Raw genomic sequence first — 18,736 nt, 5'->3', positions numbered from 1 at the left:
CCGTTCGAGGCCCGGTCCCGATTGACAGTCTGGTCTGCTGGACGGGTGTCCACCGTTGATGAAAGCCTCTCCCTGCCGCCAGCACCGGCTGCGATACCGCCCACTGGCTTTCCCCTGCTCGCCACGGTGGCACCCCTGGTCGCTGCGGGAATCATCTGGATGATCACCGGCTCCGCCTTCGCCGTGATCTTCGCCGTTCTGAGCCCCATCATCGCGCTCGCGAGCATGTTCGATTCGAAACGCTCGGGCCGCAAGCGCCGCCGCACGGAAGCGGCATCGCAGACCGAGGCCGTAGCCCTGCTCCGGACATTGATCGCCGAACGTCAGGCCCGGTGGCGCGACCAGGCGTGGCAGCACACGCCATCGGCTCGTAATATTGTGCACGGCGAAGCGGCGGCCGCGCGCTGGCGGCAAACGGACGCCACCCTCATCGCATTGGGTTCGGGTCCGGCTCCGAGCGGCATCCGACTCGGCGGCGCGAACGCCCCGAACGAGCACCGGGAACTTCGTGATTGGGCGGCGACCGTGACCGAAGCCCCGATCGTCGTCGACTTGACGCACGGGCTGGGCATCGTCGGACCAGGGCCACTGACGGCCGGCCTCGCCCGCGCCGTGCTCGTGCAACTCTGCTTTGCCCTGCCCCCGGCCGAGCTGGGCGTGTCCACTGAAATCGACGCCAGTTCGACCGACTGGGCGTGGGTGGCTCAGCTCCCACACGCGGCTGCCACACCGCGCCCGCTCACCCTCGTGCTTTGTCAATCGGCGGCCTGGCAACCAGGGAGTGTCGAACCGGCTCGGGGACGGCTGCTGGTGGTGTTGGCGACGAGGCTGGACGATTTACCGCCCGGGTGTGGAACGGTCGTGCGCGTGGGTGGGCCGGCACGGGCGCAGGTGATCCGTTCGCCGAATCGTGTGCCGCCACTGGACTTTTGCCCGGAATTGCTCGCCCGAGCCGAGGCTGCTGCCTTCGCGGTGACGCTCGCCGAGCAAGCGCGAGCCGCCGGTCTCGTGGCAACGGGCGGGGTACTCCCCGCCACGGTCGCCATGACAGACCTGCTCGAACACCCAGCGGGACTGGCTCCGGGCAGCGCGGCCGGCAGACGGGATGCCGCCCCGCCGAGCCTCGACTGCCTGATCGGCGTTGGTCGAAACGGCCCGATGCACATCGATCTGGTCAGGTCCGGACCGCACGCCGTGGTGGGCGGAACGACCGGCAGCGGCAAGAGCGAGCTCCTCACCACTTGGGTCGCCGCGCTGGCCGCCGCCTACTCGCCCCGCCAGGTGAATTTTCTGCTCGTCGATTTCAAAGGCGGAGCCGCCTTTCACCCGCTCGGTGTGCTGCCGCACTGCGTTGGCCTCATCACCGACCTCGACGCACACACCGCCACGCGTGCTTTGGCCAGTTTGGGAGCCGAGCTTCGCTATCGCGAGCGGATGCTGAGCGCGGTCGGCGCGCGGGACGTGACCGACGAGAGACTGGAGCATCCGCTGCCCCGGCTGGTCATCGTCGTCGATGAGTTCGCGACCATGCTCGGCGTGTTCCCCGAGTTGCACGCTTTGTTTGTGGACATCGCCGCCCGCGGCCGCTCCCTCGGCGTGCACCTGGTCCTGTGCACGCAACGGCCGGCCGGGATCGTGCGTGACGCGCTGTTGGCGAACTGCAGCCTGCGCCTGTCGCTGCGGGTGAACAACCGCGCCGACAGCCAAGCGGTGATCGGTACGGATGCTGCGGCCGCGTTGGCACCGAACCTGCCCGGTCGGTGTGTGGTCGCCATTGAAACGGGTGAACCGGTGCTGTGCCAGGTTGCGACGACCGGGGACCATGATATTGCGACCATCGCTGCGGCTGCGGCTGCTGCTGCGATGCCGGAGGGGTGCGCCGTCCTCGAGGGTGTGCGACGCCCGTGGTTGGACGTGCTCCCGGCTCGGGTCACCGCAGTCGACCTGCAGAGGGTGAATCTGCAAGAGGCGCACCTGCAAGAGGCGCACCCGCAAGAGTCCGAGTGGGGAGAAGCCCCGGTGCCCGGTTTTGCCCTTGGGCTGCTTGATGAACCCGAACACCAGCGGTATCGCGTGTTCACCTACGCGCCCGAAACGGACGGGCATCTCCTCGTCATCGGCGGAGCCGGTTCCGGAAAAACCACGCTGCTGCACACGCTCGCCGGGATGAGCGCAGATCACCTGGCTGCCGAATTGGTTACGGCCGACGTCGAAGTGGCCTGGGACGCCCTCGCGAGCATCACCGAGCGGATCGATACCGGACAGCAGACGTCGGCAGCACCCCGCGTGCTGCTGTTCGACGACTTTGACTCCCTATGCGCCCGCTGGCAGCCGGACCATCGGCTGGCCGCAGTCGATCTGCTCACGGGGCTGCTCCGAGACGGACCGGCGGCCGGTGTGCACGTCGTCGTCGCCGTGCAACGTCACACCAGTATGGTGCCAGGGCTGGCAGCCCTATGTCAGAGCACCCTGCTGCTGAAATTGCCGAATGTGCAGGACCACCTCGCGGCGGGCGGCCAATCGGCCAGCTACTACCCGGCGTTGCCGCCGGGCGGGGGAGTCTGGCATGCCCTGCGCGTGCAGCTGCTGGCGCCCGCGGCTGCGCTGCCGCGGGCAGCAGCTCCGCCGGTCCCGTATCTGCCCGCCCGCGGCCATCTCCTGATCGTGTCGTCGTCTCCGGCGCGCACCGCGCAACGACTGCGCGGTGTTCTACCTGGTGGACCGCCCAACACGGTGATTGAGCTGGCGGGAACGCCGGCGGCATCGACCGCGAACCTGGTGGTCACCGATGAGGAGAACGCGCTGGATCCGGCCGCTCGGCTTCTGGTCGTCGGTGATTCCGAAACCTGGCAGTCGCACTGGTCGTTGCTGGCCCGGTTGCGCGGCCCCGGTGCGAACGGCCAGCCTGCCACCCTGGTCTTTGACCGGTGCAGCCTGTCGGACTTTCGGCTGCTCAGCCACCGCCGGGAGCTGCCGCCGCCACTGGCTCCCTCGGGGGGACGGGTCTGGGTGTTGCACCCCGACGGTGAGGTCACCCGCGCGGTATTGCCAGAACCGTCCTCGCTCCCCTTCCCTGCCCCGGCCACGGTACCGCAACCGGCACCGCAACCGGCCACGCAACCTGACTCGGGCCGGGGTCGTTAGAGCAGAACCTCGGCCACAGGCCGGTGACTCAGGCCGTGGGCCAGGGCCACCGGAAGGCTGGTCAGCCGCCCGTCGAAGGTATTGAGCCCCAGCGCCAGTGCGGCGTCCGCGCGCAGCGCGTCGGCCCAACCGAGAGTTGCAAGGGCCCGCACATAGGGCAGGGTGGCATTCGTCAGCGCATAGGTCGACGTGTGCGGTACGGCACCGGGCATGTTGGCCACGCAATAGAACAATGACCGGTGCACGGTGAACGTGGGGTCGGCGTGCGTGGTCGGGTGGCTATCGGCAAAACAACCCCCCTGGTCGACGGCGATATCCACGAGTACGCTGCCAGATTTCATGCGCGCCACGAGGCCGTTGCTGACCAGCTTGGGCGCCTTGGCACCCGGAATAAGCACCGAGCCGATAACCATGTCGGCCTCCATCACCGCTTTATCGATCTCGAAGCTGTTGGAAGCGATGGTTTTGACTCGTCCGAAGTGCAAGGCATCAATCTCTCGCAGTCGAAACAGGTTGGTGTCGAGCACTGTCACCTCGGCACCGAGACCGAGCGACACCTGCATCGCGGCAGTTCCGGCAACGCCACCGCCGAGCACGACGATTTTGGCTGGATGGGTGCCGGGAACCCCGGGCACCAACAGGCCGGGACCGCCGTTCGGCTTGAGCATGGCGTTGGCCCCGACAATCGGGGCCAGGCGGCCAGCGACCTCACTCATTGGCGCCAACAGCGGCAGGGCCCGCGAGGGCAACTGAACGGTTTCGTAGGCGATCGCCGTGACCCGGCTCGCGAGCAGGGCTCGGGTCAGCTCGGGTTCGGCAGCGAGATGCAGATAGGTGAACAGCACGAGGTCGGCGCGAAAATAGTCATACTCGCTGGCTACGGGTTCCTTGACCTTCAGCAGCAGCTCGGCGCTCGCCCAGACACTTGCGGCGTCCGGCAGGATCGTCGCACCGGCGGCGACATACTGTTCATCACTGATCGAGGAACCAATGCCGGCACCGGTCTGAACCACGACCTCGTGTCCGTTCAGCACGAGGTCGTGCACCCCCGCCGGAGTGATCGCGACCCGAAATTCGTTGTTCTTGATCTCGGTGGGAATAGCGATTCTCATTTCGCTCCTCTGTTGAAATTCGGTGCCGCTTGTGCGCTTACCCTAGTCGAGGTGAACCGACGAATTCGAGGGTCAATGTTGCCAGCTTGTGCTGATTTCGTGACAAATCGGTTGCAAGATCAATGTTTTGGTCTCTTTTAGGTGTTTCTACCGGGGATATGTGCAATTATCGACCAACTCGCAACGCAGCGAGTTCTGACCGTGTGTGTGCCCCGAATGCTAGGAGAACCATAATGAAGTCCAAGCCGCTGCCCGCCGACCCCATGATCCGCCAGCTCATTCGCCAGGCCCAGAACGCGCAGATGGGACGCCGCACTCTGCTGGCCGGCGCTGGAGCCGGTGCTACCGCGCTGGCGCTCGCCGCCTGTTCCAGCGGACCGGCCCCCAAGCCCACCGCAGCGGCCGATACCTCGGCTACCGACAAAACCATTCGCTGGGATAACTGGGCGCTGTACATCGACGTCGATGACGCCGGCAACTATCCGACCCTCGACGCTTTCAAAGCCCAGACCGGCCTGTCGGTCAAATACCGGGAGGCCGTGGACGACAACAATTCTTACTACGGCAAGGTGAAAGACCAACTTGCCCTCGGCCAGGACATCGGAGCTGATGTGGCCTGCCTGACCGACTGGATGGTCAGTCGTATGATCCGGTTCGGCTACACCCAAGAACTCAACCACGACAACATCCCCAACCTCTCCAATTTGATCCCGTCGCTGCAAGACGTCGATTTTGACCCGGGGCGCGCCATGAGCGTGCCATGGCAGGGCGGTTTCGCTGGTCTGGCGTGGAACAAGGAGAAGTATCCGCAGGGACTCACCTCGGTTCAGGACCTCTGGGCGCCGGAGCTGAAGGGGCGCGTCGGGGTGCTCTCCGAAATGCGCGACACCATGGGGCTCATCATGCTCGATCAGGGCGTCGATATTTCCGGCAAGTGGGGCGAGGAAGAATTCACCGCCGCCATCGACGAGTTCAAAAAACAGGTCTCCGACGGCCAGATCCGCAACATCAAGGGCAACTCCTACAAGGAGGACTTGGCCAATGAAGACACCTTGGCGGCAATCGTCTGGTCCGGTGACATCGTGCAGCTCAACGCCGAAAGTGGCGACAAGTGGGCGTTCGTCGTTCCCGAGAAGGGCGGCACGCTCTGGAATGACAACTTTGTGGTACCAATCGGCTCGCCCGGCAAGACGAACGTCGAAACGCTCATCAACTACTATTACGAACCGGCCGTCGCCGCCGAGGTCGCCGCGTACGTCAACTACATCACCCCGGTCGTCGGCGCCAAGGAAGCCATGATGGCCATCGACCCGGCCCTGGCTGCGGATCCGCTGATTTTTCCCGACGACGCGACCCTGGCCAACGCCTACGTCTTCCGCGGTCTCGACGGTACCGAGGAACAGACCTTCAACGCCCAGTTCCAGGCGATTCTGCTGGGTGCAGCCTGATGGCTGTTGGCGCGTTCGCCGATCGTGGCGCCGACCTCGAGCTCGTCGGCATCGAGAAACGGTTTCCCGGTTTCACCGCGATTGAAAATCTCAATCTCACCATTCCGGCCGGATCATTTTTCGCGCTGCTCGGCCCCTCGGGCTGCGGTAAAACAACAACGCTCCGGCTCGTCGCCGGCTTGGAAGACCCCACCAACGGCCGCATTCTCATTGGGGGAGAGGATGTGACCAATCAGAAGTCCTTCCAGCGCCCGGTCAACACCGTATTCCAGAGCTACGCGCTCTTTCCGCACATGACCGTGCTGGAGAACGTTGCCTTCGGTCTGCGCCGTCGCAAGATCGGCGATCCCGTGGCCAAAGCGCACGAGGCTTTGCTCCTGGTCGAGCTGGATCACCTCGCGCACCGCAAGCCGCAGCAACTCTCCGGCGGACAGCAGCAGCGGGTGGCTCTGGCCCGCGCCATCGTCAACCGGCCCGCGCTGCTGCTGTTGGATGAGCCGCTCGGTGCCCTCGACCTCAAGCTGCGACGTCAGATGCAGCTGGAGTTGAAAACCATCCAGGAAGAGGTCGGACTCACCTTTTTGCACGTGACCCACGACCAGGAAGAGGCCATGACCATGGCCGACACCATCGCGGTTATGAACAAGGGCCGCATCGAACAAATGGGCGAACCGCAGCAGCTCTACGAACTGCCCAAGACCGCCTTCGTCGCGAACTTTCTTGGCCAGTCCAACCTGTTCACCGGCCCGGTCGTCTCCACCACCAGTACCGCCATCGCGGTGGATGTTTCCGGGCAGAAGATTGTTGTACCCGTCTCGCGGGCGCATCGCACCAGCGGTGAGGTCACCATCGGCGTCCGCCCCGAGAAGCTCACCCTGCACGCGGAATCACCCAGTCACGACGCCGACCGCAACGTCATGGGCCCCGGCAAGGTCATCGACGTCTCGTTCAGTGGGGTCAGCACGCAGTACCTCGTGTCGGTGCCCGGCGTCGACACTCTGGTTGTGTTCGCCCAGAACACGGCTTTCGGCCCGGCCGCGCACGTCGGCGCCGAGGTCTGGCTCAGCTGGAATATCGACCACGGCTTCGGCCTCGATGACGATCCGGCCGATGCGCCGCGGTTCGAGGCCGACCTCGATACCAAGACCATCGCCCAGCAGCGACGCTCGTCGCTGCGCGCGGAGCTGAAGGAGGCGTAGCGATGGCCTTTGCCGCATTTTCATCGACGGCGGCCCCGTCGACCGATCCGGTCGCTCGGCGGCGCAGCCCGGTCGCGCTGTTTCTGCTGTTGCCGGGCATCCTGTATCTGGTGCTGTTCTTTCTGACCCCATTGGTATCGCTGCTGCTGACGTCGTTTCAGGCGCCGCGGGAGTTCGGCGATATCGGGCAGTACGACTACGCCTTTCGCTGGCAGAACTACGTTGAGGTGGTCACGACCTATTGGCCGCACATTGTGCGTTCGTTCAGCTATGCTCTGGCCGCGACGTTTTTCGCGTTGCTGATCAGCTATCCGCTGGCGTATTTCATCGGCGTGAAGGCCCGCAAATGGCCGCTGTTGCAGAGTCTCATGCTCGTGTCCGTGATCGCGCCGTTCTTCATCAGCTTTCTGCTGCGCACCCTCGCCTGGAAGCAGCTGTTCTCCGACGAGTCCTTCGTCGTGCAATCGCTGAAGGCCCTGTCGCTGCTCGGACCGGAAGCCCATGTGACCGGCACCGCATTCTCAGTGATCTTCGGCCTGACCTACAACTTCATTCCGTTCATGACCCTGCCGCTGTACACGACCCTCGAACGGCTCGACGTGCGTTACCTCGAAGCCGGCAACGACCTCTACGCGAGCCCGTTCCAGGTGTTTCGCAAGGTGACGATTCCCCTCTCGATGCCCGGCATCGTGGCGGGAACGCTGCTCACCTTTATTCCAGCGGCCGGTGACTATATCAACGCCAGCCGGGACTTTCTCGGCGGTACCGGTACGCAAATGATGGGTAACGTGATCGAGGCGAACTTTCTCGTGCTGCAGAACTACCCCTCGGCCGCTGCCCTCTCCATCATTCTGATGACGGTCATCCTCGTGATCGTCAGCGTCTACGTCAAACGATCCGGAACGGAGGAACTGCTGTGAAACTTTCCCTCGGCAAGTGGCTGCTGCCCGTGTACAGCGCTCTCGCACTGCTGTTTCTGATGATTCCCATCGGTTACACCTTCGTCTACTCCTTCAACGACTCTCTCAAATCGAATATCCTCTGGCGCGGGTTCACCTTCGACAAATGGCTCAACGTGTGCAACGTGCAAAACGGCGCCGTCTGTCAGGCCTTCGGCAACAGCCTGATCATCGGGGCGATCGCTACCGTCGCGGCGACGACCCTGGGCACCATGATCGCGATCGCCATCGTGCGCTATCGGTTCAAGTTTCGGTCGCAGACCAGCCTGCTCCTGTTCCTTCCGATGGCCACGCCCGAGGTCGTACTCGGTGCCGGCCTGGCAGCACAGTTCTTGTCGCTCGGTGTGCCGAAGGACATGCTGACGATCATTCTCGCGCACACCATGTTCTGCATCAGCTTTGTCGTGGTGACGGTCAAGGCGCGCGTCGCGAGCCTCGACCCGGCCCTGGAAGAGGCCGGTCGGGACCTGTACGGCTCCGCCTGGCAGGTATTCGCGCGCATCACTTTTCCGCTGCTGCTACCGGGCATTCTGGCGGCCGCGCTCTTGTCGTTCGCGCTGTCGTTTGACGACTTCATCATCACGAACTTCAACTCCGGTCCGGTCACGACCTTTCCGAAGTACATCTACATCTCGGCGGCTCGCGGTATCCCCGCCGAGGCCAACGTACTCGCCTCTGCAGTGTTCATTCTCGCGCTGGTCGTGGTCGTGACGGTCCAGGTATCGGGGGCTGCCAAGGCTCGGCGGCAGGCCAAGGTGAGCTGACAGCCAGTCGAGACGGGTTCGGATCAGCCGGTAAGGACAAGCTGATCCGAACCCGCTGATTCAGGCCCGATGATCTAGACGTAGCTGGCGCGGATCTCCCCAACGGGGAGGCCGCCACCGGTTATGGTGAGGCCGAGTTCGGGAAGCACCTCAGCGACATCCGTTCGCTGAATTGCTTCCGCGTCGGCCAGCAGGCTCAGCGCGACGGCCGCGGCGGCGCGCAGGTTTCCGTCGAGAATCTTCAGCGCTACCGTTGTACCGTTTTCGGCGGCGGCGACCATGATGCCCTCGGCGCCGCCCTTCATGAACAGGCCGAGCCGGTCGATCACGATGCTGTCGGAGTGGCCGGGACCGGCGACGACCCAGCCGTTGGCGCGTACTGCTTCGGCCAGGAATCCGGCCTCGCGGTAAATCGCAAACGGTGAGTTCGACTTACTCGTGGCGATGCGCGCGATGCCGCGTGCCAGCCCGGTGAGTGAGATCGCGTGCACCGGTGCGCCACAGCCGTCGACGCCCGAAGCCAGTGGACGTTCACCGGTGAAGCGTTCGAGCACGTCGAGAACGCGTTTCTGTAACGGATGCGCCGGCTCCAAATAGCCTTCCAGGGCCCAGCCGTTCTGCTGGCAGGCCACGAGCATCGCCGCATGCTTTCCGGAGCATTCCATGTACACGGGGGCCTTGCCGGAACCGAGGCGCACGAGGGTATCCCGGGCGGCGGAATCGATCGGCCAGGCCGCCGGGCAGGCGAGTGCCGATTCGGGTATTCCGGCACGAGTGAGGAGTCCGCGCACCAGGTTGATATGGGCGGGTGTTGCAGTGTGACTCGCGGTGGCGATGGCAGCATCCGCTCCCCGCAGAGCGACACCGCTCGCCATAACCGCGACGGCCTGAAACGGTTTCATGGCCGAACGCGGAAAGATCGGGCTGGTCACGTCGCCCAGAGTGCGCAACACCTCGCCGCTGGTGCCGAGCACAATCGCCGAACCGGCGTGCCGGGACTCGACGAAGCCGCTGCGTTCGACGACCGCGAGTTCTACCGAGTCCTCGACCGTGAAAGTTTCAGTCACGGCGTCAGTGTGACGGCGCAGTGAGCGCGGCAGCGTGCGCGGCGATGGCCTCGTCGATCACCGAGAGGGCGTCGGCGATGAGAGCATCGGACAGCGCGAGACTCGGCAGGAAGCGCAGCACGTTGCCGTAGGTGCCGGCGGTCAGCAGAAGAACGCCGTGCTGGCCGGCGTAGGTGGAGATGGCGCTCACCGCGGCGGCGTTGGGCGCCTTGGTGGTGTCGCCGGTGCCCGGCTGCACGAGTTCGATGGCGATCATGGCACCGTGGCCGCGAATCTCACCGATGATGTCGTACTTGTTCTTCAGCACCGTCAGGCCTGCGGTGAGGGTCTTCTCGATGCGGACCGCCTCGCCGAGCAGGTTGTTGGCTTCAATCGCGTCGAACACGGCGATCGCTGCCGCGCAGGAGACGGGGTTGCCGCCGAAGGTACCGCCGAGCCCGCCGGGCTGGGATGCATCCATAATTTCGGCGCGGCCGGTCACCGCGGCGAGGGGGAATCCGCCGGCGATGCCCTTGGCGGTGAGCACGAGGTCGGGGATCCAACCAAAATGCTCGCTCGCGTAGTACTTGCCCGAACGCGCCATGCCGCTCTGGATCTCATCAGCGATCATGACCACACCGTTCGCGGTGCACCATTCCTGCAGGGCCGGCAGGTAGCCATCCGCTGGCACCATGAAACCGCCCTCGCCCTGGATGGGTTCGACGACCAGGCAGGCCAAGTCGCTCGCGCCGACAACCTTGTCGAGGTAGGAGATGGTGCGGGCGGCTGCCGCGGCACCGGTCAGGCCGTCGTGATACGGGTAGGAGCTCGGTGCGTGGTACACGTCACTGGCGAGGGGGCCGTAGCCGGTGGCATACGGCATGGCCTTGTAGTTCATGGCCATGGTGAGCACGGTGCGACCGTGGTAGGCGTGGTCGAGCACGGCGACGGCGCGACGGCCGGTGTACTTGCGGGCGATCTTCACGCCATTCTCGACGGCTTCGGCACCGGAGTTGATCAGTACGCTCTTTTTCGGGAAATCGCCCGGGGTGTGCTCGGCGAGCAATTCGGCAACGCGCACGTATTCCTCGTACGGGGTAACGGTGAACAGCGTGTGGACGAAGTCCTGGGACTGTTCGACAGCGGCGGCGACGACGCTGGTTTCGGTGTGACCGATGGTGGTCACGCCGATTCCGGCACCGAGGTCGATGAACTGGTTGCCGTCAACGTCGACGAGGATTGCGCCGTTGGCCTTGGCAATGTAGACGGGGAGCATCGAACTGACGCCGTCGGAGACGACGGCGCGGCGTCGCTCCTGCAACGCGGCGGAGATCGGACCGGGGATCGCGGTGACGATCTTTCGTTCTTGTGCCACTGAGTAGTGAGTGGCGGCGACGGTGGCAGAGTTTGTGAGGGTGTCAGTCATGATGCATCCACTTTACCGATCTACTTCCCCGCGACGCTGGCTGTGCTGTCAGAATTGCCCTAGGACGGTGGTCGGTTTCGGCAAACACAGCATTCTTTGAGGGGAAAACATGATCGGCGAGCACAATTACGCGGTACGGGTCGACTGGACCGGAAATGAGGGCACCGGCACGAGTAACTATCGGGCTTACGGCCGGCAGCACACGATCACACCGCTCGGCAAGGGCGCCGAGGAAAAAGCCATCATTAAGGGGTCGAGCGATCCGACCTTTCACGGCAATGCCGAACGCTGGAACCCGGAGGAGCTGCTGCTGGCGGCGCTCAGCCAGTGCCACATGCTGTCGTACCTGCACGTGGCCGTGCGCCACGGAGTCACGGTCGTCGCGTACACCGATTCGGCGGTCGGAATGATGCGGCAGCGGCCGGCCGGCGGCGGCAGCTTCGTCTTAGCTACCCTGCGCCCGCGGGTGACGATCACCGACCCGGCCCAGGTTGAGTTTGCGCAGTCGCTGCACGCTGAAGCGGCCCGAGAGTGCTTCATCGGAGCCTCGATGAACTTTCCGGTCGAGCACGAGCCGCTCACCGTCGCCTAAGACATAAAGCCCCGCCGAGCCGTGAGTTTAAGCCATGTCGTGCCGCCGAGCCGTGAGTCTGCGGCGATTTCGGGGCTGAAACGGGCTCAAATTCACGGCTCGGCGACTCAAACTCACGGCTCGGACAGGACACCTACGCGGGGTAGGCGGCTACCAGTGCGGTGAGGGCCTCTTCGAGCACGGTCGCCGCATCGTCGATGAGCTCGTTGGAGATCACGACGGACGGCATGATGCGCAGGACCGAATCCCAGCTGCCGGCATCGAGTGCGATGACGCCATTGGTCGTCGCGTGCTTGATCAGCGCGGTGAGTGCCTCTGGGTAGGGCTTCTTGGTGCCGGGGTGCACCAGCTCGACGCCGAACATGGCGCCCTTGCCGCGCACATCGCCGACGATGGAGAACTTCTCGGCCCAGTCGCCGATGCGTGCCCAGAGTGCAGCTTCGACGCGTTTCGCTTCTCCCAACAGATCATCGCGCTCGATCAGATTGAACACCGCGAGGGCTGCGGCGGTTGACACCGGGTTGCCACCGAAGGTTCCACCGATGCCGCCGGGCTGCACCGAATCCATGATGTCGGCGCGGCCGGTGACGGCGGCCAGTGGAAAGCCGCCGGCGATGCCCTTGGCCGTGGTCACCAGGTCGGGAACAACGTCGTGGTGCTCGATCGAATACCAGACGCCGGTGCGGGCAATTCCGGCCTGGATCTCATCGGCGACCAGAACGATGCCGTTCTCGGTGCAGAATTCGCGAATGCGCTTGAAGTAGCCGGGCGCGGGAATGACGATGCCGCCGTCGCCCTGAATCGGCTCCACGAAGAACGCCGCGATCTCGGTCGCTCCGATGTGGGTCGTGATGTAGTCGATGGTCTTTTCGGCCGCTTCGAGACCGCTCAAGCCATCGCGGAACGGGTAGCTGGTGGGCACGCTGTAAATCTCGCCCGGGAACGGGCCCATTCCGGCGCGTTCGGGCCAGGGGCGGTACGTCATGGTCATGGTCAGGTTGGTGCGGCCGTGAAAAGCGTGGTCGAGGGCCACGATCGCCCGGCGACCGGTGAACTTGCGGGCGATCTTCACCGCGTTCTCCACGGCCTCCGCGCCGGTATTGACCAGTACCGAACGTTTCTCAAAATCACCGGGAGTGATCTCGGCGAGTTTCTCGGCGACCGCCACGTAGTTCTCGTAGGGAGTGACGGTGAACAGGGTGTGGGTCAGCTTCGCGGCCTGAGCGGATGCTGCCGCAGCGACATCCGGGTGAGCGTGACCGATCGTGGTCACCCCGATGCCGCAACCGAGGTCGATGATCTGGTTGCCGTCGACGTCGACCAGGATCGCTCCCGCGGCGTGGTCCATGTAAATGTTGGCGAGAGTTCCGGCGCCACGGGCAACCGTCTTCTCACGCCGGGCCTGCAGTTCAACCGACTTGGGGCCGGGAAGGGCTGTCACGAGCTTGCGTTCTTGGGGCACGGAATAGGTTGCAGTCATTGTTCCAGCCTATGACTGTCCGCTGGGAACGTAGAACGCGGGCCGACCGCACTGTGGAGTGCCGGTCGAGCCGGCTACAGGCGTTCGCGCGGAAAGACCCGGTGGGCGAGGCGATTCAGCGTGCCCACCGGCGGCGACTCGTTGTAGGCATTGGCCAATTCCTGGCCGGACAGCGCGTGAATGGCCGCCATGATCTCATCCGTTGCCTGTCGGCGGGCCTTGCCCGATGTGGCGTGGCCGTGGTGACTGAGGTCGAGGGGTTCGCCAAAACTCACGGTGACCTTGCGAATGCGCGGCACCTTGGTGCCCACCGGCTGAATTTCCTGCGTGCCGATGAGTCCAACCGGAACGACGACAGCGCCCGTGGTGAGCGCGAGCCAGGCGACGCCGGTTCGGCCCTTGTAGAGGCGGCCGTCCAAGGAACGGGTGCCCTCCGGATAGATGGCGAACGCGCCCTCGGCATCGAGCACCGCACGACCCTCGTCGAGGGCGGCTTGCGCGGCCTGACCGGCGCCTCGTTCCACGCCGATCGCGCCGATCGCGGTAAAAAAGGTACGCGACACCCAGCCCTTGACGCCGGTTCCGGTGAAGTAGGTCGACTTGGCCAGAAACTGCACCCGCCGGGTGGCGACGAGCGGAATGACGATGCTGTCGATGAAAGACAGGTGATTGCTCGCCAGGATGACACGGCCGGTGGCCGGGATATTCTCGCGGCCGAGGATGCGTGGACGAAACACGATTCGGGCGACGGGCGCCATGATGCCGTAACCGAGAAAGTAGACGAAGCCCGGACGCTTCACCCGATCCGGTCCGTCGGCCGAATCGACAGTATCGTCAGAATCTACGGAATCGGGGGAGGCGTCGGCGGTGCCATCGCCGGCGGGGGCAATGGAAGCGGCGGCGGACTTTGCGGCGGCTGATGTGGCCGCTTTGGCGGCGCCGGCTGCGGATGCTTTGGGGGAGGCGGCGGCTACGGAACCGCGATCGCTGGTAACGTTCGCGTCTTTGTCGTCGGGTTCTGCTCTGGCACCAGTCACCCGTTGACACTACGCCACTCGCGGCGTGCACCTAGCATGGAGGGGTGCAGAGAGTAATCATCCTCGGGTCTACGGGCTCGATCGGTACCCAGGCCCTCGACGTTATTCGTGCCAACCCCGAGCGGTTCGAGGTGGTCGGTCTCGCGGCCGGCAGTAACCGCGAACTGCTCGATGAGCAGGCGCGCAATTTTCAGGTTGACGATACCGCGCTGGGAGCGGATGCTGCCGAGCAGCTCGTGCGGGACGTCGACGCCGATGTCGTGCTCAACGGCATCACCGGGTCGGTGGGGCTCGGGCCGACACTCGCGGCGCTGAAGGCCGGCCGGACCCTCGCCCTCGCGAATAAGGAGTCGCTCATCGTCGGTGGTGATCTCGTGAAATCCCTCGCGGCGCCCGGGCAGATCGTGCCCGTCGATTCCGAACACTCCGCTATCGCGCAGGCGTTGCTGGCGGGAACCTCGCACGAGGTGCGTCGACTCGTGCTGACGGCATCCGGTGGGCCGTTTCGCGGCTATTCCCGCGAACAACTCGCGGCGGTCACTCCGGCGCAGGCACTGGCTCACCCGACCTGGAATATGGGGTTGGTTGTGACCACCAACTCGGCGACGCTCGTGAACAAGGGGCTCGAAATTATCGAGGCGCATCTCTTGTTTGACGTGGAATACGACCGCATCGATGCCGTGGTGCACCCGCAGTCGGTGGTGCACTCGATGGTGGAATTCGTGGACGGGTCGACCATCGCGCAGGCAAGTCCGCCCGATATGCGACTGCCGATTTCGCTCGGGCTGGACTGGCCGCACCGGGTAGCGGCAGTTGGCACCCCGATCGACTGGACCGTGCCGCACAGCTGGACCTTTGAACCGCTCGATGACGTGGCGTTTCCGGCGGTCGAGTTGGCGAAGAAAGTGGGCCGTAAGGGTGGCACCTATCCGGCGGTGTTCAACGCGGCGAACGAGCAGGCTGTGACGGCTTTTCACGCCGGGCGCATCGGTTTTCTCGACATCGTTGACACGGTGCTGCGCGTGGTTGAATCACACGAGCAGGACGGTGAGCTGACGCGGGAGTCGCTCGCCGATGCCGAGCGTTGGGCACGCACCGCCGCGGATCAGTTGATCGGCGCACACTAGCGCGCAAAGTCGCAAACGCGCTAGTCGCACTCGCCGGCTTTGTCCCTCTCCTTATCCTTGCGACATTCCTTTTGCGCGTCGCGCGCATCGGCCGCTTCCTCGGCCGCCTTCTTGGCCGCGTCTTTAGCGTCTTCCTTGGCGGTGTCGTCTTGGGCGTTCTCGTCGGCGAGGTCTGCCGCATCGGCGGCCTCCTGCGCTGCCTCCTGCGCGGCGGCGGCGGCGGCCGCGGCGGACTCGATCTCCACCGTCAGATCGGCACTGACCAGGTTGATCGCGTTTTGAATGGATGCCGAACGTTCGGCGCTCACTTGGCCCGCGGCGGCCGCGGTGCGCAGATCGTCCTGCATCGTGGTGAGGAGCGACTGGGCCTCGACGAAGTCGCCGGCCGCTGCGGCTTCGGTGATATCCAGCATCGCGGTCTGCAGGCTCTCGGCCGTTGCCGCCTGCAACGGCACCGGCGCGGACGCGCAACCGGACAGCGGCAGTAGCACCAGGAGGCCGGCGACGGCGGCAACAGTCAGACGATTTCGGAAACGTCGATTCACGGGTTCACGCTTTTCTGTAGCTGTTCGAGGTGGCTGCCGAGGGTGCCGTCCACTGCCGGATAGCTCGGCGGCACTGCTGCTGATTCATCGGCCCCGCGCAGAAATAACGAACCGACGATGATCGCTGCTACGACGAGTGTTATTGCGACGACTGCTGCCGCGACGATCCAGAGCGCTGTGGTGCGGGAGGGGCGGGCGCGTTCGGCCGGTAGCGGGGTGGTTCCGGTCTGCTTCCACGAGATGGCCGCGGTTGCGGGTTTGGGGCGCGGTACCGGGTCCGCCGCCATCACCTCGGTCGCTGCTGAGTCGGCCCGTGCTGAGTCGGCCGGTGCTGAGCCGGCCTGTGTAGCGTCGGCCGGTGCAGCATCAGCCAGACTCGCGGCCGGCAATACCAGCGTCGCCACGGCCTGATCCTCGGTGGTTGCGGTGGTTGCGGTGGTTGCGGTGCTTTCGGTACTAACGCTGAGCGCACGCAGCAAAACAGCGGCCTCGAACGCGGTCGGCCGTTTGGCACCGTCGCGAGCGGTCATTGCCGTAAGAACTTCCGTCCACTCCTGATTGACTTCGCTCGGAATCTCGGGCTGGCGTTGCAATCGGGCCATGGCCGATTCCACCGCCGTTCCGGGGTAGGCGCGCACACCGGTCAGGCACTCGAGCAGAACCAGGCCGAGCGAATAGACATCCGTAGGCGCGCCAATCACGCCACCGAGCGCCTGTTCCGGGCTGAGATAGCTCGCCGTGCCGAGCAGGGAGCCGGTCGCGGTGAGCCGGGTTTCATCGAGCAACCGTGCAATGCCGAAATCGGCGAGTTTGGCGTGCATGCCGCGGCCGGGAAAGCCGGAGGGCGCCAGTAAAACGTTGGCTGGTTTGACGTCACGGTGAATGATGCCCTGCTCGTGCACGTAATGCAGCGCTTCGGCCAGATCGGCGCCCATCGTTGCCACGTCGAGGCTCGGCAGCGGTCCGTCGGTGATGCGGGTGCGCAGGTCGGGACCGTCCACGAGTTCCATCACGATGAAGGTGCGCGGGGCGCCGGCGACGTCGGTGGTGCCGGCGTCGAACAGGGTGACCAGGGCGAAATGATTCAGGCTCGCGAGCAGGGCGATTTCGCCGCTTTGCCGCGCGGGGTCGGATGCGCCCTCAGCGGCGCGAAACAGTTTGACCGCCACGGGACGACCGAGCACGGTATCCGTTGCCGAGTAAACGGATGCCATTCCCCCGGTTCCGATCAAGCTCACAATCAAGAAACGGTCGGCCAACAGGCTGCCCACAGGGCCAGGTGGTGGCGTCGCGGGCAGTTGCTGCGTCGGAACAGGTTCGTGAGACAGGGGGACCTCCAGGTGCATCAGCCCTCTAGCAAAGCACACGCACCCCCTTATCGGGAGTTCTAGCCGCACGACCAGCCGCTTTGCAGCTTGATGCGGTTACTCTACGACAGTGGAAAACGTACTGCTGTTCATACTGGGCGTCGCGATTGTCGTCGTGGGTCTTGCCGTGTCCATCGGCCTGCACGAAATCGGCCACCTGGTGCCGGCGAAGCTTTTCGGCGTCAAGGTCACCCAGTACATGATCGGCTTCGGCCCGACCCTCTGGTCCCGCACGAAAGGCGAGACCGAATACGGCGTCAAGGCCATCCCCATGGGTGGGTATATCGCCATGATCGGCATGTTTCCTCCCTCCAAGAAGGGTGGCGCTGCCCGCAGTACCACCACCGGATTCTTCGATCAGATGGTGCAGGAGGGCGCACCGGAGAAGAAAACGAGCGCCCTGTCGACCATGGTCGACGACGCCCGCCAGGCCAGCGCGGAGACCATCGGCGAGGGCGAAAACCACCGCGCGTTTTACCAACTTCCGGTTTTGAAGCGCGTGATCATCATGCTCGGCGGTCCGACCATGAACCTGCTCATCGCGATCGTGATGTTCGCCATTTTGCTCATGGGTTTCGGCAACGCGCAAATCAGCACCACGATCGGCAGCGTGAACGAGTGTGTGCTGCCCGCTTCGAGTGAACGGCAGACCTGCGCCGCCACCGATGAGGCTTCGCCCGGTGCCGCGGCGGGTCTGCAGCCCGGTGACCGCCTGGTCAGTATCGGCGGAACAGCCATTTCGAGCTGGGCGCAGTCCACCGACATCATCCGTTCGGCGCCCGGGCGCACCCTGGCCGTAGTGGTCGAGCGTGACGGCGCCGACGTGGATCTCTCGCTCACCCCCAAACTCACCGAACGCTACGTGTATACCGCCGACAACAAGATCAAAACGGATGCTTCCGGGGCTGCGGTCACCGAGGAGGTCGGCTTCGTCGGTATCGGTGCGGCGAGCGAACTCGTGCCGCAGCCCGCAACCGCCGTGTTACCGATGGTCGGCGACAATATCGCCAATGTCGCGCACATGATTCTCAACCTGCCGGACCGGCTGGTGGCCGTGGCCAACGCCGCCTTCGGGCCGGGGGAGCGTGACCTGAACGGTCCAATCAGCGTGGTCGGGGTCGGCCGGGTCGCTGGCGAGCTGGCCAGCATAGATACGATTCCAGTGGCCTCCAAGGTGGCGAGCATGCTCGGCCTGCTTGGATCGCTCAATATCGCCCTGTTCGTGTTCAACCTGGTGCCGTTACTGCCGCTCGACGGCGGCCACGTCGCCGGAGCGCTCTGGGAAGGCATCCGTCGATTCTTCGCGAAGCTGTTCAAGCGGCCCGACCCGGGGCCGGTCGACATGGCCAAGCTCATGCCGCTCACCCTGGCGGTCGTGGTGCTACTGGGCGGAATGAGCCTGCTGCTCATCTACGCCGACATCGTCAAACCGGTCAATTTCTTCGGGTAATTCCGGCGGCATTACTCCCTCGGGCGCCCGGGTCCCGACG

The 18,736-nt window shown here is 64.7% G+C and carries 15 protein-coding genes; 8 read left to right on the top strand and 7 right to left on the bottom strand.

The features are described from left to right. Positions 1-45 precede the first annotated feature (45 nt). A complete protein-coding gene (locus QMK22_RS08970; RefSeq protein WP_283497285.1) occupies positions 46-3,144 on the top strand; it encodes an FtsK/SpoIIIE domain-containing protein in 3,099 nt (1,032 codons plus the stop codon). Here the strand turns inward: QMK22_RS08970 and ald are convergent. After that, positions 3,141-4,256, bottom strand: a complete 1,116-nt coding sequence (gene ald / locus QMK22_RS08965; protein ID WP_283497284.1) for an alanine dehydrogenase — start codon at positions 4,254-4,256, stop codon at positions 3,141-3,143. The two genes, QMK22_RS08970 and ald, sit on opposite strands and share 4 nt — an antisense overlap. Before the next feature lie 233 nt (positions 4,257-4,489). Between ald and QMK22_RS08960 the strand changes: the two genes are divergently transcribed. Genes QMK22_RS08960 through QMK22_RS08945 form a run of 4 tightly spaced genes read left to right on the top strand, consistent with a single transcriptional unit; the run spans position 4,490 to position 8,626 of the window. Further along, positions 4,490-5,704 carry an ABC transporter substrate-binding protein gene (locus QMK22_RS08960; RefSeq protein ID WP_283497283.1) on the top strand — a complete coding sequence of 405 codons (1,215 nt, stop codon included), beginning with the start codon at positions 4,490-4,492 and terminating at the stop codon, positions 5,702-5,704. Continuing rightward, on the top strand, positions 5,704-6,903 hold the full coding sequence (locus QMK22_RS08955; RefSeq protein ID WP_283497282.1) for an ABC transporter ATP-binding protein: 1,200 nt from the start codon (positions 5,704-5,706) through the stop codon (positions 6,901-6,903). The genes QMK22_RS08960 and QMK22_RS08955 overlap by 1 nt, the downstream gene beginning before the upstream one ends. A gap of 2 nt (positions 6,904-6,905) precedes the next feature. After that, complete coding sequence (locus tag QMK22_RS08950) at positions 6,906-7,823, top strand: ABC transporter permease (protein ID WP_283497281.1); 918 nt, start codon at positions 6,906-6,908, stop codon at positions 7,821-7,823. After that, positions 7,820-8,626 (top strand): ABC transporter permease, encoded by an 807-nt coding sequence (locus QMK22_RS08945; RefSeq protein WP_283497280.1) that lies wholly within the window; start codon positions 7,820-7,822, stop codon positions 8,624-8,626. The genes QMK22_RS08950 and QMK22_RS08945 overlap by 4 nt, the downstream gene beginning before the upstream one ends. A gap of 74 nt (positions 8,627-8,700) precedes the next feature. Here QMK22_RS08945 and QMK22_RS08940 read toward each other — a convergent pair whose 3' ends face one another. Together QMK22_RS08940 and gabT are read right to left on the bottom strand one after the other, a co-directional pair. Beyond that, a complete protein-coding gene (locus QMK22_RS08940) occupies positions 8,701-9,693 on the bottom strand; it encodes an asparaginase (RefSeq protein WP_283497279.1) in 993 nt (330 codons plus the stop codon). Positions 9,694-9,697: 4 nt separating this feature from the next. Then, the gene (gene gabT, locus QMK22_RS08935) at positions 9,698-11,098 is read right to left on the bottom strand and encodes a 4-aminobutyrate--2-oxoglutarate transaminase (protein WP_283497278.1); all 1,401 of its coding nucleotides are present in this window, start codon (positions 11,096-11,098) and stop codon (positions 9,698-9,700) included. Positions 11,099-11,207: 109 nt separating this feature from the next. On the opposite strand from gabT, the gene QMK22_RS08930 reads away from it, so the two are divergent. Beyond that, a complete protein-coding gene (locus QMK22_RS08930; protein WP_283497277.1) occupies positions 11,208-11,690 on the top strand; it encodes an OsmC family protein in 483 nt (160 codons plus the stop codon). A gap of 133 nt (positions 11,691-11,823) precedes the next feature. On the opposite strand, the gene QMK22_RS08925 is transcribed toward QMK22_RS08930, so the two are convergent. Further along, a complete protein-coding gene (locus QMK22_RS08925) occupies positions 11,824-13,170 on the bottom strand; it encodes an aminotransferase class III-fold pyridoxal phosphate-dependent enzyme (RefSeq protein ID WP_283497276.1) in 1,347 nt (448 codons plus the stop codon). 74 nt (positions 13,171-13,244) lie between these two features. Next, positions 13,245-13,928 (bottom strand): lysophospholipid acyltransferase family protein, encoded by a 684-nt coding sequence (locus tag QMK22_RS08920; RefSeq protein WP_283497390.1) that lies wholly within the window; start codon positions 13,926-13,928, stop codon positions 13,245-13,247. A 323-nt stretch (positions 13,929-14,251) separates the two neighbouring features. Here QMK22_RS08920 and dxr point away from each other — a divergent pair, with 323 nt between their 5' ends. Beyond that, a complete protein-coding gene (gene dxr, locus QMK22_RS08915) occupies positions 14,252-15,334 on the top strand; it encodes a 1-deoxy-D-xylulose-5-phosphate reductoisomerase (RefSeq protein ID WP_283497275.1) in 1,083 nt (360 codons plus the stop codon). A 20-nt stretch (positions 15,335-15,354) separates the two neighbouring features. Here dxr and QMK22_RS08910 read toward each other — a convergent pair whose 3' ends face one another. After that, positions 15,355-15,879, bottom strand: coding sequence for a hypothetical protein (locus tag QMK22_RS08910; protein ID WP_283497274.1), 525 nt, complete (start codon positions 15,877-15,879; stop codon positions 15,355-15,357). Beyond that, positions 15,876-17,150 (bottom strand): serine/threonine-protein kinase, encoded by a 1,275-nt coding sequence (locus tag QMK22_RS08905; protein ID WP_283497273.1) that lies wholly within the window; start codon positions 17,148-17,150, stop codon positions 15,876-15,878. The genes QMK22_RS08910 and QMK22_RS08905 overlap by 4 nt, the downstream gene beginning before the upstream one ends. A 166-nt stretch (positions 17,151-17,316) precedes the next feature. On the opposite strand from QMK22_RS08905, the gene QMK22_RS08900 reads away from it, so the two are divergent. After that, positions 17,317-18,696 carry a M50 family metallopeptidase gene (locus QMK22_RS08900; protein ID WP_283497272.1) on the top strand — a complete coding sequence of 460 codons (1,380 nt, stop codon included), beginning with the start codon at positions 17,317-17,319 and terminating at the stop codon, positions 18,694-18,696. Positions 18,697-18,736: the final 40 nt, after the last annotated feature.

Origin of the sequence: Cryobacterium sp. PH29-G1, from assembly GCF_030063365.1 — a bacterium.
GTDB lineage: Bacteria > Actinomycetota > Actinomycetes > Actinomycetales > Microbacteriaceae > Cryobacterium.
The sequence above is the reverse complement of the archived record's forward strand: the minus strand, read 5'-3'. Positions and strand labels throughout refer to the sequence as shown.

Bases quoted from the DNA above. Each gene is read 5' to 3' on its own strand.
- gabT (WP_283497278.1), bottom strand. From the start codon at position 11,098: ATGACTGACACCCTCACAAACTCTGCCACCGTCGCCGCCACTCACTAC.
- QMK22_RS08950 (WP_283497281.1), top strand. From the start codon at position 6,906: ATGGCCTTTGCCGCATTTTCATCGACGGCGGCCCCGTCGACCGATCCG.
- QMK22_RS08920 (WP_283497390.1), bottom strand. From the start codon at position 13,928: ATGGCGCCCGTCGCCCGAATCGTGTTTCGTCCACGCATCCTCGGCCGC.
- QMK22_RS08925 (WP_283497276.1), bottom strand. From the start codon at position 13,170: ATGACTGCAACCTATTCCGTGCCCCAAGAACGCAAGCTCGTGACAGCC.
- QMK22_RS08930 (WP_283497277.1), top strand. From the start codon at position 11,208: ATGATCGGCGAGCACAATTACGCGGTACGGGTCGACTGGACCGGAAAT.
- QMK22_RS08955 (WP_283497282.1), top strand. From the start codon at position 5,704: ATGGCTGTTGGCGCGTTCGCCGATCGTGGCGCCGACCTCGAGCTCGTC.
- QMK22_RS08960 (WP_283497283.1), top strand. From the start codon at position 4,490: ATGAAGTCCAAGCCGCTGCCCGCCGACCCCATGATCCGCCAGCTCATT.
- ald (WP_283497284.1), bottom strand. From the start codon at position 4,256: ATGAGAATCGCTATTCCCACCGAGATCAAGAACAACGAATTTCGGGTC.